The following is a 14,991-nucleotide window of genomic DNA, read 5'->3' as shown; positions in this document are numbered from 1 at the left end:
ACTCTCACGCGACGTTCTCTTTGTTCGCGATCATCCCGTCGTCTTCGGCCTGCGCATCCTCCGCGCTCTTACTCGTCTCGCGAAGCGCGGCCGTGAGCTCGGCCGGTTTGATCGTATCGAGCACCACGAAGCTGTGTAGCGCCGCCTTGGCGTCGATCTCGAAGCAACGTTTGCCGGAAATTTTCGCCTTGGCGTCGCGAGCTTCGATCTCGGCAATCTCGGTTGCGAGCGGATGACCCTGTCTCTTGAGAATGGCGCCGAGGCGCGCGTCGACCATCACCCGGTCCATGCTCCAGTAGGCGCGATTCGAAAGCGCGTTTTCGCCGGCGAGGACGCTATCGGCGACGACTTCGAGACCCATCGCCCTGAGCTTTGCGACATCGGAGCGAAGGCTTTCCGTGTTGACGCGCGCCGTGCCGCGTTCGAGCCGCAGTTCGAGGCGGCTCGCGTCCACGCCGCTCTCTCGCAGCGCCAGCGTCAGCGTCTGGGCGAAGTCGCTGGTCAGGAGCTGCTTCGGATAGACCGGCACGCAAACGGTAATCTCGGGCAAGTCCGTGGCGAGCTTGCAGGCCTCGCGCAAGATCCAGTCGCCGAGAGGAACGACGAGACCGCTTTGTTCGGCGACGCGCAGGTAGGTTTCGGTGCCGAGGCGGCCGAGCGTCGGGTGGTTCCACCACGGCTGAATCTCGACGGCGATTGCGTCGTTTGCAGAAACACGCACGCTGCAGGCAAGATCGAACTCACGCGCCTTGATCGCGATCAGCATGTCGTGCGCCAGATGCCGCTCGGTCTCGGCGGAGGTTTCCGCATCCTCGGCGTAGAAGGTGAAGGTGCCACGCTGCTTGCCCTTGGAACGATAGAGCGCGACGTCGGCGAAGCGGAAAAGCTCGTCTTCCTCCAGCGTGTCTTGCGGCGTCAGCGCGATACCGATCGAAAGACCGACCTCCAGCCACCGCTCGCCATGAGCGATCGGCTGCGACACGGACTCGATGAGGCGCTCCGCGAGTTCGACGATCTGCGGCCGCGTGAGATTCGTGGCCGCGACGACGAACTCGTCTCCTCCGATTCGCGCGACGAGCTGCCCTTCCGTCAACTCGCCCGTCAGACGGGCGGCAACGGTGCGCAGGACGAGATCGCCGACTTCATGGCCGAACGTGTCGTTGATCGGCTTGAAGTGATCGAGATCGAGATAGAAGAGCGCGAGCTCGCTGTCGGTCGCCGAAAGCACTTGACGCATGAACTTGCGCAGGCCGAGCCGGTTCGGAAGGCCCGTCGCCGGGTCGTGCTGGACTTCTTTCTGGGCGCGCGAGAGATCGGCGGCGAGCGAGACGTCGGCGGTGATGTCGGCGGCGATCTTGACGATCTTGAAGGGCTTGCCGTTCAGGTCGTAGATCGGATTGTAGGACGCCTGAATCCACACTTCCGCCCCGTTCGCGGCGATGCGTTTGAACTTCGAGGACAGGAACTTGCCCGCGCGCAGATCGCTCCAGAAGCGTGCGTAATCGGCATGCGCGACGGTCTCCTTGTCGACGAACATGCGATGGTGCCGGCCGACGACTTCCGGGAGCGCGTAGCCCATCAGGGTAAGAAAGTTGTCGTTCGCCTCGAGCACATTGCCGTCCATGTCGAACGAGACGACGCTTTGCGACTTGTTGATGGCGGCGATCTGTCCTTCGTAATCACCTTGCCGCAGCTTTTGCCCGGTGACGTCGACGGCGTTCTTGACGACCTTGAAGGTACGCCCGTTCATGTCGAGGATCGGATTATAGGAAGCCTGCAGCCAGATCTCGCGGCCATCGCGGCCGAGCCGCTTGAACTCGCCTGCTTGATACTCACCCGCGGCGAGCGTCTGCCAGAACTTCCCATAAGCTTCGCTTTCGCGCTCCTCGGCCGAGACGAACATCGAATGATGGCGACCGATGACCTGGGACAGCCGATAGCCCGTCAGGTCCAGGAAGTTGTCGTTGGCGTCGAGGATCGTGCCGTCGACATTGAAGGCGACGACACTCTGCGACTTGTGGATCGCGGCGATCTGGCCTTGGTGGTCCGCCTGGCGAAGCTTTTCACGCGTGACCACCGTCGCGTATTTGACGATCTTGAAGGGCCGCCCGTCCTGGTCGAGCACCGGGCTGTAGATTGCCTGCAGCCAGATTTCGCGCTTGTCGCGGCCGATCCGCCGGAACTCGCCGCTGCGATGACGGCCGGCGGCCAGATCGCTCCAGAAGATCTCGTAGTCGAGACTGTGCGCGTACGCGGGATCGACGAACATGCGGTGATGACGGCCTTCGAGCTCCTCCATCGTGTAGCCGACCGCTTCCAGGAAGTTGCGGTTGGCGTCGAGAATGGTGCCGTCGGGCGAAAAGGTCACCATGCACTGCGACTTGTCGATGGCGGCGATCTGGCCTTCGAAATCGGCGTTCTGCTTCTTCTCCGACGTGACGTCGACCGCATACTTGACGATTTTGAACGGACGTCCTTCGAGGTCGAGGATCGGATTGTAGGTTGCCCGAAGCCAGACGGCCTTTTCGTCCTTGCGGAATCGCCGATATTCGCCGGAAGCGTGCAAACCCTGCCGCAACCGTTCCCAGAAGGCGGCATAGGACGGGTCCCTGGCCTCGTCGGCGGCGACGAACATTCGATGATGCTTGCCGACGAGTTCATCGAGCCGGTAGCCGGTGGCGTCCAGAAACTTCTCGTTGGCATGAAGGATGGTGCCGTCCATGGCGAAATGGATGACGGCCTGCGAAGTATTGATGGCGGCGATCTGGCCGGCGACGTCGGCGGCCGACATCATGCGGTCAGTGACGTCGCGCACCAGCATGACGGTCTCGCCGACCGCGCCGTCTTCGGCTGCGACCGGTATGCAGGAAACCTCGGTCCAGAAGGACGTGCCATCGCGCTTCAATTGCTGCATCTCGCCGAAGAAGGCTTTGGCGGTTGCGAAGACCGTATCGATCTCGTCCGGCGCGGTGGCGCCTGTCGCGAGCGGCCTGAAGATGCTGCGATTGCGTCCGACGAGCTCCCAGCCCTTGTAGTCGAAGAGCTCCAGGAAGCGCTCGTTGACACGAAGGATGCTGCCGTCCGGCGCGAAGGCGATCCGCCCGAGGCTTCTCTCCAGCGCTTCCTGATCGGCCGGAGTAAAGGAGAATTTCACCGGATTGTTATGCATTGTCACCCGCCAGTAGAAGTTGCGGCGATATGCGCTGATGGCAGGTTGGAACGAAGTTGTCTCATGGATCGAATTCGACGATCACTTAACCTTTTCCCTAAGCGCGAACTTTCTGGATTAACGGCACTGGAAGGAAAAAATTAAACAGGCGGTGAAGATCGATTTGATTGAGGCACGCGTAGTCGACGGGCGCATCTCATGGCGGAAGACGCTCAGGGGCAATGTTGGATATGCGTGCTGGCTACAGCGTCGGCTTGAACTCGATCCCAGGCGCTTGCAACGATTCCGGCGTGGTTGCGAGCGCGCTTTGGGGTTCGTCGTAGGTGCCGCAGCGTCTCGGCAGACTTGATCGACTCAAGCCGTAGTGGACACCTCAAATGGGTGCGTCAACCAATGACTGACGTCCCGCACACGAGGACTGGGGAATCCATGAGGTGGCCGCGCTTTGCGCCAGGATGCAAGATCCCGAGCCGAGGCGTATCCATTCGACGGGCGCTTGCCGCTCATGAGCGCGCCCTGCCGATTGGCGTTTTCGAGAGGGCGATGGGGTTTTCTTAGGTGATGTCGGCACCTAGGATGGTCCCCCCGGCAGGAATCGAACCTGCATCTAGCGCTTAGGAGGCACTCGTTCTATCCATTGAACTACGGGGAGAGAGACCATTCCGAGGGGACGACTCGGACTCAAGATAATCAGTCCTTAAGCCTTATCCAGCTTGCGTTTCCGGCCGTTCGAGCTTCTTCCTAAATGAAGCACCGTGACACGCAATGAGACCTCGTTTAAAACCATCTTTGCTACAATTTTGCTACAAAACCCACTTTTTGGGCTAGCAACTGATCTGGCACTGCTACAACTATGGAGATCACAGATGGCTTCTATTTTGCAAGTTGGTAGCCGCTGGCGCGCCCAGGTGCGCCGTCGCGGGCAGAGTATAACAAAGACATTCAAAACGAAAGGCGCGGCACAAGCTTGGGCACGCGAGCAGGAAACAGCGATCGACAAGGGACAAAACGCCGCCGACGCTCGCGCCGTCACTGTCGGACACCTGATTGACAAATATCGCGAGGCACGCGCTGCGTCCGGCCACCCAATCAAGCTTAAGTCGAATGAACATTACATTCTGCAACGGCTGGAAGATGCGTTTGGAGGTGGCTTAGCGGCGGAGCTGAACACGCAGCGTATTGTCAAATTTGCCCAAGCGCGCAAAACGGGCGGCGCTGGCGCCTACACGATCGACATGGATCTATCGAAGCTCGGCACCGTAATGCGCCACACTGCTTCACTGCTGGACATTGTTCTCCCCGATGCAGTTGCCACCGCGCGGCCCGCTCTTCACCACATGCATCTAATAGGACCAGGTAAAAAGCGAGAACGCCGCCCTTCGAAAGAAGAAATTGAAAAGATCTTCGCTTGGTTTGCGGAACACCCGGAACGTGAGCAGGCAATGCCCGACCTACTTCGCGTGGCCATGCAGTGTGCCTTCCGACGCGGGGAACTGTTCTCGCTACGCTGGGACGACATTGACGAGGAGAAACATCTGGCGCTTGTTCGAGACCGAAAGCATCCGAGGCAGAAGGTCGGCAACAACGAGTGGGTTCCGCTTATCGGCGACTCGTTCGAAGTCATTGCAAGACAACCGCGCTATCCGGTCCCAGAAGATTACGCACGCAAGCAGGCCGCTGATCCTTCCCTACCGCCGCATAAAAACGAATTTATTTTTCGTTTCAACAAAGGCACTGCGAGCAAGTACTTCAAGCAAGCCTGCGATGCAAAAGGAATCGTCGACCTCCGCCTGCACGATCTGCGACATGAAGCCACCAGCGCTCTTTTTGAAGCAGGCTGGGAAATTCCTGAAGTTGCGGCAGTCACCGGCCATAAGGACTGGCGTAACCTGAAGCGGTACACAAATCTAAGCGTCGCCAACATCGCAAGAAAGGGCCGCCTCAAAATCGACACGGCCGCCTAATCGATGGGCGACCGGAGGCCCCCACCGATACTCTCACTGCGCTTCAGTCATACACGCGCCATTCCCGCACGGCATCGTTTGCAATTGACGGTCCGCCGACTTAAGGAACTCAGTTCGTTAGGCTGTATCGGCATTAGGCCGTTTAGCCATTGCGACATATACGTGCGCGCGGTTCGCTCGAACAACGCTGATAGAACCACATTGGCTGCCCGCGAATCGACAAAACCGCGGTGGCAGGCCGGAGGGTATATTCATGCTGGACTCCTTGGCAGGCACGTCCCACGTAATCACAACGTCGGCGTTGTTGTCCGTTCCAAACTGTACTGCTTTCTCCCTTTCCTTACCTTCGTCACTTGTGACGAAAGCCGCCACGGCTACAACGACGTAGCCGTCAGCCAAAAAACTTTGGACCCGCCCTGAAAGATCTTCAGCTCGATAAAGAAGCAGCTCTGGCCCAGGATTTGTGGGCGATGCATCTGAGTTCGGGATAGAGCCTGCATAGCCGTGCTCGTGCAGATCTGTACAGCCCAACAGCCCGAAAGCAACGCAAAACAAAATAGCTGGGATGATCGATTGCCTATATCGGCTAACATTAAACAATCCGCTTACCCTTTGCATTGCGGACCACTAGTGATATAACGAAGCCCGGACTCAACAATCGCGAAATCTTGCTCAGAAAAGGCTCGGAATAACTCGGCGTCTGAATTGATTTGAAGCTTTCGCATCGCATTTTTCTTGTGTGTGCTCACTGTTTGCTTTGACCGGTAGAGCGTCAACGATATCTCCTTCACAGACAATCCGGCCAAGACCGATTTCAACACATTTATCTCGCACCGAGACAACGGCCTGACATCAGCAGTCGAGCTTTGGGCGATGTTAAAACCTGCAAGTTTTGGGGAAACATAAGTAGCCTTCGCGTGAGCAGCCAGAATAGCGACTGGTAGAAACTCGATTATGTCTTCTTTATCAAGTATCGCATGTACACCAAGCTGCGCTAAAGTCGATACATAAGCCAGATTGCGGACACAAGAATGTAGAACCACGCCGACCGCTGGATGGTCTTCAAGGATTATTTTTAGCAACGGTCTGAACGACTTTCCGGCCGCCTCACAAGCCGCCTCTTGATCTGTTACCACGACGTGAAAATCGTGCGCTGACGCCACATTCGAAAGTTCATCGCTTCTTCGAACGGCTGCCACCAAATCCATCCCTTCATAACGCTGGATAAGAGTTTTAACTCCGAGCGCGGTTAGCGGGTGGCTTTCAGCAGAAATAACTTTTATACACATTTTTAGCCAACTCATGGAACGTGAAGGTACGCCGCAGAAGATAGCGGATCACCGGACGGACAAAGGGCAGTCAGATTAGATGAACTGTCGGCCGCCCTCAATCTGACTCGTACGAATATGGCGCACGGCACGATGACGCGCCGTTGCGAAACTGCACCCATACTGAACTCAGGCTTCGATTCGGGTCGGACACATTCGAGATGCGAATACGAAAGGTCCGATTGTCTATGTCCGAAGTTCAGGCCAAACTAATCAGACGCGCAAAACTGGGTATCAGATGCTTAACAGGAAAACACACGAGGGAGAAAATAAGATGCCGACCCAATCGTTCACCGACAAACCACGATCGATAATCACGAAATTGCAACGCGGGAAGAAGCGCCTTCTGGACAAGGTGAGAATAGAGCCAGCTTGTAGAAGCACCGATTTGAACCACGAGTGTGAGAAAAGCTCGCTATTTGATTCGCTAGCCATCGGTGCGCGTGTGATAACGGTCGATACGGACGCGAAGCAAACAAAACTAGCGGTTCAAAACGTAGGCAGGTCTCGCATTGTAGTGTTACCGTCAGTTCACCGGTTCCCGGAGACGCAAGCGACATCGATCATGGTAATGCCCCTTATGATGAGTTTAGAAAGCGGGGAGTGTGGAACTATCGACTACGTTCTCCTCACGGGCGAAGCAGAGACAGAACAATTGTACCGAGCCCGTTTTGAATGGTTCCAATCCTATCCCAACGCTGCCACGCAGGAAGCAGAGACATCCATTCCTTTAATTGTTCGACCAACGGCACTAAAGTTTGAAGACGACCCATGCGAGTTGCTCTCGGCATCGATAAACAAATATGGCGACGTAATCATTGAGAATCGTAGCGCGCATATCGTCTTTCTTTCTCCGCTAGTCACCTTAGTCCCTTTCGGCCAAACGTTTGTGCTTTCGCAGCGCTACATCGCGCCACAGTCATGGCAGCTCTGCCGCGGAGTGGCGTCAGGCATGACACCATCCGCAATCGGTATCACCATCGAGACTCCGACTGGGATCACGACCTCTTCGCTTGATCTGCATCTGCGTCCGTGGACTGCAATCGAACGCTCATGGCATGGACCATTTGAATAACCCTGTGGTGTTAATCCAAGACAAACTTTGGGCCTTACCGTAACCGGGGTTGAAGTAGGCGGACCAGCCGCGCGGCAGCGATAACCAGAGCACTGTGACGCCTTCTTATGTTGAAGCTGCGTTTGAATCGCCGATTCTTTTCTAGAGCAGTTTTTAATTTTCTCGTTGATGACTTATAGATCACGGCACTGCGACGGCCTACTTTGGCCCAAATCAAACGATCCCGACGCTTTCATGGGGCTCGAATCGCTAAATAGTCTTTGCGCGCAGGCTTGGGTTGACGCCCAAACATGTCGAACCGAGGTGACGTTCGGCGAGCCAGCAGACACCCTCGCACTCGCGACGCGCCTCGAACGGGCATATACGTCGCAGGACCGGATTGTGATGTGTACGCGTCATGGCGACTGGGCATACAACACCTGGCAAGACAATGAGTATCCCCTAGGTATCTTAAGACGCACTGCCTGGCATGCATGGCTTGCTGGTGAACCGGTTTGGGAAACAGTTTTGGATGTTGGCGCGATTGACCTGAACGTGTCCGATATAGAAGACATCCATTGGACGCTGGCTAGCTACACTTTATTGCACCCCGACCACAACCGCGCCTTGATCAAGTTCTCTCGTGGCGGGTCCGACGCGTGCGTAGTACGCGAATTCGATGTTGAAGCAAATCGTTTCATAGATGACGGCTTCAATATTCCCAACGTCGGGAAACATTTCATTTCATGGATCAGTTGCGACGCTGTCTACGTAAGTTGGGATGACAGCCTCGATGACGCAGAAGACGCGGTCACAACTTCAGGCTTACCGCGACAATCGCGTCTCTGGACCCGCGGTACGCGTCTCGCCGATGCACCCGTCGCGTTTGAGGGCGCAAAAAGCGATATGGTTGCGGTTGCCTTCTATGACCCGGCTGCGAAGTTGCGTTTTGCATTTCGCAACTTGACGTTCTACGAAACGCTGCACTATTGGCTTGACGAAACAACAGGTTGCTGGAGGCAATATGACCTGCCGGCACACGCTGAAATTGATCATTGGAACCGCTGGCTTATCGTCACGCTGCGCAAACAATGGACCGTTAACGGGAAGCGCCATGATGCAGGTTCGCTGCTCGTCATCCTCCGAGACACTTTCCTTGCCGGAGGGCAAGACTTTACAGAGCTATTCGTACCGTCCGATCGCAGAGTGCTCGCCGGAATCGATCATACAAAACATTGGCTCGTCGTCTCCCAAAAGGACAATGGTAGGCCGCACATAACGTTGATGCGCCCGCCAGTCGACTGCAACGCTTCGTGGGAATGGCGCGATTTTTCCATACCAGAAGCGGGTCAGATGTCCGTGCGCGCAGTCGACGGCAAGCGGGACGATACGGTCTTAATTCAAGTCGAACATTTTTTGACACCTCCTACGCTCTACCATGCCGACGTCGCCAACAACGCGCCCTGCCAACTGCTAGCGCAGTCGCCCGCCCAGTTCAACGCGAACGGAATGTCAGCCGTGCGCCATCATGCTATTGCGCCGGACGGCGAACGCATCCCATACTGGCTGATCGGCCACAATGTGGAAACATACACCGCTGCCCGCCCTTGCCTGCTTTATGGCTACGGCGGCTTCGAAATAGCACTCGATCCGCAGTACGATGCGACGACAGGCATCGCGTGGCTTGAGCGCGGCGGCTTGTATGCGGTCGCCAACATTCGCGGCGGCGGCGAGTTTGGACCAGCCTGGCATCAGGCGGCGTTGCGCAAGAACCGACAAGTGGCATTCGACGATTTCATTGCGGTCGCGCAGGAGCTGATTCACTCGAATGTCACGTCGCCGAAGCAGCTTGCGATTCGCGGTGCCAGTAACGGCGGCCTACTGGTGGCGGCATGCATGGTGCAGCGACCCGATCTTTTCGGTGCTGTGCTGTCGGAAATGCCAGTACTCGACATGGCGCGTTTTCACTTGCTACTGCAAGGCGCATTGTGGATTGACGAATATGGGGATCCCAATAAAAATGACGACCTCAGCAATTTGTTGTCCTATTCGCCCTATCAAAATGTGAAAGCTGATGTCATATATCCGCCGGCACTGTTCACGTCATCGACGAGCGATGACCGCGTGCATCCGGCTCATGCGCGTAAGATGGTGGCAAAGATGCAGGCGCAAGGGCACAGCAACGTTTGGTATCGAGAAGTGGATGAAGGAGGACACGGCGCGGGAGTGACACCTGTACAGATCGCGCGCAGTGAAGCGATCAACTTTGAATTTTTTCGCAAAATGATTGGGCGTCTTGAGGGGTGATTCCACGCAGCATGGAGCCCTCCGCAAACAGGTTTTGGTGAGAGTCAATACTTTCCTGCCCAACAGTCCCTTTTGACGTAGATACCGTGGTCTAGCAAAGGCAGAACAATCGTCACTTCGAGGGAAAGGAGTCTTTGCTGTCGCCGACGATACTCTGTTCCTGCTGTAGCGCGCAGACATAGCGTTGCAACTATCTAACTGTCGCGCGAGCGCTATACTCGGCGTCATTTCCCATTTTGCAACCAGTTGCTCCACTTCTAGTGATAGCCCGGAATGCGCACCGGTTTCAACGCCAATGACGCCGACAGCAGGCCGACGGCTCCCATAAGAAGTCTGCTGCAACGCTGAGAGATATGACGATTTTAGGGCCTTGGGGCTGGGCTATACAAAGCCTTCTCAGCATTCCATCCGACAGTTCGACATTAACGGGCTGCAGTCCTCGATGACGTATTGGCGCTCTCGGACATTTCAATGACAAGTCCGAGAAGCGTCTGATTGATGTTATCGCCTTCATCGCGTAGCTTAGTTCCTTTAACTCGCAACAATATAGGCATGACAACCCACGATCTCATAACGACCATCTTGGCGTGGCTGATTCTCGGGCATGGGCCCGGCCATAATACCGGCTATGTAGAGCATTCCTTTGAGCAGTGCAGCATGTGCGGTAACTCTAACCCTTTTGCTATCCACGCTAAGGCGTTGGCGTCGAACGTCATACCTCCTGCACCCCGCAAAAGCGCAAGGTTTTCCGAAACAACATCCAACTTAATCAGTTCCACACTCTGGTCAAGCGCGGGAATAGCGTCAATGAGGATTTTTTCTGGGCCAGCGGAGTTGAGGCAAAACATCGAACCATGGACCAAGTTGCAATTTCAAGAGTTAGGCAGCACCTTGACGATTACGAATCCAACCGACTACCCAGTGAGGATGGCTCCATTCATTGTGCTACTTCCAAGTAGACGGATAGTTGTACTACCGAAGCCCTACATAAATGCGGGTGAGTCAATGCGCCTAAAAAATACAACCGCCGGCTTACGAACCGAGTTGGTTCTTATTCAACCAGAAACCCGCAAAGGCCCCCCGCATGCCCAATATGCAATGCCGGTAAAGCACACAGATTTGGACTGAGAGAACTCTTAGGCGAACTGTCGCCGCCGATTTATGAAGTCAGTTCGAATTGCAGATACACACACTTGCGTCAAAAAGCTTACTCGCAAAGCGGGCGCTCCGTGGCCCAACGCGTCACCAGACCGTCGAGTTTTCTACCGTGAGAAGTAATCCATCGTGGTCTTCCGACGCTCGCCTGTTCTTCGTCGGATATCCACCACGCCGGTCGCGCTCTTTGCTTGAACTCAACCAGTGGTCAAAAAAAAGCCGCCCAAGGCGGCTTAAGGAGGGCTTGCTTCGCCCTCAAGGTCGGGGATCACAAACTGCTCCGCAATTGCTTGACCGTTCAGATCAGGCATGCTGTTGATACAGACGCGAAGCGGATACTACTTTATGAATATTCTGCTTGGCGGACAATTGGACTCGTACGAATTTCAGCCTTGTCTGACACAAAGGTATTCCCAACAATTCATGTAATTGCTTTGCTGACGCTGAAAGTTCGTCGAAGCCTATGCGTTGATTTTCTCGCGCCAAATCATTACGTCGAATATTCGCCGTATCAAGAAGCGCCCGTTGGAAGCTCGCGCCCGCGGCTCCGATCGGAACATCTGCCCGCGATCACGCCCTGTTTCTGAAGCGCGCAGATGTATCGCTGGAGGTATTCGGCTTTTCTACGTGCGTCGTTGTCCGCATCGTCAACTATTCCGAAAAGAGCCGTTCCAACCGCTGGTGATAACTCGGCGTAGCGACGCGTTCCATCGCCCACGCCGCCGGCGGCACTGCTTGAATTTGCGGCACTGCTACGGCGTTCTGCGTCCGCGATTGCGATGCGCAACCGACGAGTGCCGTCAGCAACAGCATCGCGATTTTTGGCGTTATCATCTTCATGAGATGCAAGCTCCTTAGAGAAACGTTTGTCGAGTGCTGCGATTTGCGCGGCCGCTGCGTTATGCGCGGCGATCGATTCGCTTGCGGCCTTGGCCGCAACATCAGATACCGCACTGAGCTTTTGCGCATTCGCTTCGTTATCGCGTGCATGCGCAGCCTGCTCGAGAACGAGTTGAGCGTTGTCGGACGCGTGCATCGCCGTCGCACCGATTACGACGCCAAAGACCAGACGGAGAGTTACGTCGCTGAAAGTTGAGGACACGAGTCCTTTCCTCGCTTAAGAATTTCAATGCGATATCGACTGACGGGCTCCAACAGAGAAGCTCGCGTCAGTGAAGTTCAAGCGATAGCTGCATCCGCCGATCGGACGCGGCAATCAGCGGTTACATCACGCGTCTTTTGTGTACGACGCGCCAGCTATTGCGTCGATATCGAAAGGTAAGGCTGTATCGTCACTACAAACTGGCACCTGCCAGGTACGCTCCACAGCTTCCAGCCAAAGTTCACGCGCGACGCCCACGCTCCCCAACGCTTTACGGCATAAAACTGCCACGCGGTTGTACCGTCAAGATTTCCCGCCACCGCGAAGTACCATCCCGTACGCGGCGGAGCAACGTTCATCGGCAGCGTGCCGAACGTGGACAGAGTCGCGTCTTCTGTCGCGGTGAACCCAAGAACTTCAAGGTCGAACCCGTAAGAAGGATTGCGCCACAGCCAAACAACCCGGTTAACATACTGCCGCCAGCCCCGCTGTGGCCCAGGAAAGGGGGCAAGGTTTTTCTTAAAATTTTCGTCGCCGTCTAAGGAATTATCAGGTGTCTGGAACCATCGCAACCAACGCGGCAAAGTATTACTACCGAGGGCAAATAACGGTAGCACGGGTGCCATAAGGCACGCTATTAATACAACGCACAGGCTGACGAACGCAAGACCGAGCCAGCGCATGATCATCAAAGCAATACTGCGCGCCTCGCCGGAGCGATCGGCGGAAGGTCTGGGCATCCTCGACGTTGGAAGGCCTCGCCGCAACGTGCGCACTATCGACCGGATTCGATTCAGACTCCTCATTTACAGTTCCTTTTCACAAAGTGCACGCTCCTCAGCGCGCCGTTTTACAAGGCCAGGAAGCACCCGGCCTCTTGAACTCACCCATTGAGCGCGCCCGTCGTCTGATTCATTCATCGCCCGGCAAGCGCCCCTCCAGTCACGCTCATTGAATCGTTTCGCGGCTGTGCTTTTGCAGTAGGCTGTGCCGCCTATGTTGTAGGCAAAGCTGACCGCGGCTGCGAGTTGATTCGGATGGTCCTTCAATTCTGGCGTACACCGAAGCACATTATCGGCATGCTTCATGAGTTGGCGGTTCAACGACTCCCAGCACTCGGCCGAACTGTACGACTGACCGACAACGACGTTGTGCGTGTCGCCGCTGCATTTCGTCGCGATACCCACAGGATCGAGGTAACCGCGATGCACAACCCCTTCAAAGCGAGGCACGATGCAATACAGCGTCGTCGCGGCCACGGTGCCGGCTATGCCCGCGAGCGCTGCTCTCCCAAGGTTTGCCATTCAATGATCTCCAGAAACAACAAAGCCCCGACTGCCGATGGCAAGCGGGGCTCCGTTCATATTTATGCGAATCAGGCGTGAGCCGACTCGCGTTCGCGCGCGCGTTGGTCGCGCCGATCTTTTCTCCAGGCGAACACGAAACTAGCGCCAATGTAGGCAAGCGTCGCCACCGCTACCCACCAATTGATATCGTGATTATTCAGCCACAGCCAAAAGTTTCCACCAATGACGGGCATCGCTTTTGCCGCGCTTGCGGTTACATCGTCTTTCATTGCATCTCCACTAATCACCACATAAGTGTCGTCTGCGTGCTTTGATGTGCGATCCTTTCGCAGAGGCTTAATTGCTCCTCAATCGCGCTAGCCACTTCCTGGCGCGCGTGAATGGACGAAAAAAAAGCCGCACGAGGCGGCTTAAAGAGGGCTTGAAAATGGCCCTCAGGGTCGAGGATCACAAACTACTCCGCAATTGCCCGTCCATTCGGACGAGCAACGCCGTTACCAATACGTGCGGAGCGCTATCACTTTAAGCGTGTTGTGCTCCTTGAACAATGTGACGCGTACGAATTCTGAGCTTGCACGCCACACAGCAGACAGCCGACCGATCACACGCGATAGCTTTGCTATCGCTAAATCCGGTTGAAGCACGTAGCACGCAAATTCGTGCCTGCCAGATCGGCACCCTGAAGATTTGCCTTGTAAAGACACGCGCCATCCAGGTCCGCGCCGCTTAGGTCAGCTCCGCGCAAGTCAGCATCGGACAGATCCGCGCTGCGCAGACATGCTCCACTCAGATTCGCGCCCTCAAGCGCAGCTCGCACAAGAATCGCACCCCGCAAATCAGCCTCACGCAGGTCCGCGCATGTGAGCTTTGCTCCAGTGAAGTCGACATCGCAAAGCGAGGCGTTCGCGAGCTTCACATTCACGAGCGGCGCACTGCCCCGATGCTCGCCGCCAAGATCTGCGTGACTTAAATTCCTGTTCGCGGCTTGACTGAGATCGTCAGCAAGGTTGTCGCTCTGCGTGGTTAGAATCACCGCGCCGGTATGACGGTTTTTGATCTCAGTGCCACGCTTCCATGACGTGTCGCTGCGAATTGCGCCGTCGAGGTTCGCGCCCTCAAGCATCGCGCCGCTCAGGTTGCAATCGCGCAAATCAGCCCCTTTCAAGTCAGCTCCGTACAAGTTAGCGCCCATCAAATCCGCGCCACGCAATACAGCCCCAGCCATCTTGGCATTGACCAAATTAGCGCCGCACAGAACGGCACCGCTCAATTGCGCGCCAACGAGCACTGCCTCCTCTAGATCGGCACTGCGCATATCGGCTTGTTCAATCGTAGCTCGTTCCAGATTCGCCCCCACCAGATTTGCGTCGGCCAGGCGCGCTGCGCGCAACTGCGAATCTGATAGCGGAGCGCCACTAAATATTGTTGTTTTACCCAGGTCGATATGGCTGAGATCACGCTTTTTGGAAACAGCCTCACGCAGCGAATCTCGGAATTTATCGTCGGTTTGCGTGAGGACCAGTTCGCCCGTTCGGCGATTCTTATAGTCGAAACCTTTGTTCCAAGGTAGAAGTCCCCACTTGGTCTCGTTCGCTTGCATCCGCG

The 14,991-nt window shown here is 56.0% G+C and carries 10 protein-coding genes and 1 tRNA gene; 3 read left to right on the top strand and 8 right to left on the bottom strand.

The annotated features are described in order from the left end of the window. Positions 1–4: 4 nt before the first annotated feature. Positions 5–3,169: a PAS domain S-box protein gene (locus tag NCT04_RS05040; protein ID WP_250464119.1), complete on the bottom strand. Its 3,165-nt coding sequence runs from the start codon at positions 3,167–3,169 to the stop codon at positions 5–7. Positions 3,170–3,746: 577 nt separating this feature from the next. Next, positions 3,747–3,821 (bottom strand) — tRNA-Arg (locus tag NCT04_RS05035). Between the two features lie 214 nt (positions 3,822–4,035). On the opposite strand from NCT04_RS05035, the gene NCT04_RS05030 reads away from it, so the two are divergent. Further along, positions 4,036–5,133 carry a site-specific integrase gene (locus NCT04_RS05030; protein WP_250464118.1) on the top strand — a complete coding sequence of 366 codons (1,098 nt, stop codon included), beginning with the start codon at positions 4,036–4,038 and terminating at the stop codon, positions 5,131–5,133. 605 nt (positions 5,134–5,738) lie between these two features. Here the strand turns inward: NCT04_RS05030 and NCT04_RS05025 are convergent. Continuing rightward, positions 5,739–6,437, bottom strand: coding sequence for a LuxR C-terminal-related transcriptional regulator (locus NCT04_RS05025; RefSeq protein ID WP_250464116.1), 699 nt, complete (start codon positions 6,435–6,437; stop codon positions 5,739–5,741). 298 nt (positions 6,438–6,735) lie between these two features. On the opposite strand from NCT04_RS05025, the gene NCT04_RS05020 reads away from it, so the two are divergent. Together NCT04_RS05020 and NCT04_RS05015 are read left to right on the top strand one after the other, a co-directional pair. Next, the gene (locus tag NCT04_RS05020) at positions 6,736–7,536 is read left to right on the top strand and encodes a hypothetical protein (RefSeq protein WP_250464114.1); all 801 of its coding nucleotides are present in this window, start codon (positions 6,736–6,738) and stop codon (positions 7,534–7,536) included. A 234-nt stretch (positions 7,537–7,770) separates the two neighbouring features. Next, entirely contained in the window at positions 7,771–9,822 is a 2,052-nt protein-coding gene (locus NCT04_RS05015; protein ID WP_350029999.1) for a prolyl oligopeptidase family serine peptidase, read from the top strand. Between the two features lie 1,666 nt (positions 9,823–11,488). Here the strand turns inward: NCT04_RS05015 and NCT04_RS05010 are convergent. The 5 genes from NCT04_RS05010 to NCT04_RS04995 all read right to left on the bottom strand — a co-directional run bounded on the left by NCT04_RS05010 (position 11,489) and on the right by NCT04_RS04995 (position 14,986). After that, entirely contained in the window at positions 11,489–12,079 is a 591-nt protein-coding gene (locus NCT04_RS05010; RefSeq protein ID WP_250464111.1) for a lysis system i-spanin subunit Rz, read from the bottom strand. A gap of 155 nt (positions 12,080–12,234) precedes the next feature. Beyond that, positions 12,235–12,762: a DUF7338 family protein gene (locus NCT04_RS34855; protein ID WP_502800352.1), complete on the bottom strand. Its 528-nt coding sequence runs from the start codon at positions 12,760–12,762 to the stop codon at positions 12,235–12,237. 123 nt (positions 12,763–12,885) lie between these two features. Then, on the bottom strand, positions 12,886–13,383 hold the full coding sequence (locus NCT04_RS05005) for a lysozyme (RefSeq protein ID WP_250464109.1): 498 nt from the start codon (positions 13,381–13,383) through the stop codon (positions 12,886–12,888). A 71-nt stretch (positions 13,384–13,454) separates the two neighbouring features. Continuing rightward, positions 13,455–13,655: a hypothetical protein gene (locus NCT04_RS05000; protein ID WP_250464107.1), complete on the bottom strand. Its 201-nt coding sequence runs from the start codon at positions 13,653–13,655 to the stop codon at positions 13,455–13,457. A gap of 356 nt (positions 13,656–14,011) precedes the next feature. Continuing rightward, positions 14,012–14,986 (bottom strand): pentapeptide repeat-containing protein, encoded by a 975-nt coding sequence (locus NCT04_RS04995; protein ID WP_250464105.1) that lies wholly within the window; start codon positions 14,984–14,986, stop codon positions 14,012–14,014. Positions 14,987–14,991 lie beyond the last annotated feature (5 nt).

It is taken from the genome of Caballeronia sp. GAFFF2 (assembly GCF_023631485.1).
GTDB lineage: Bacteria > Pseudomonadota > Gammaproteobacteria > Burkholderiales > Burkholderiaceae > Caballeronia.
Note: the sequence above shows the minus strand (reverse complement) of the source record. Positions and strands in the feature narration are given on the sequence as shown.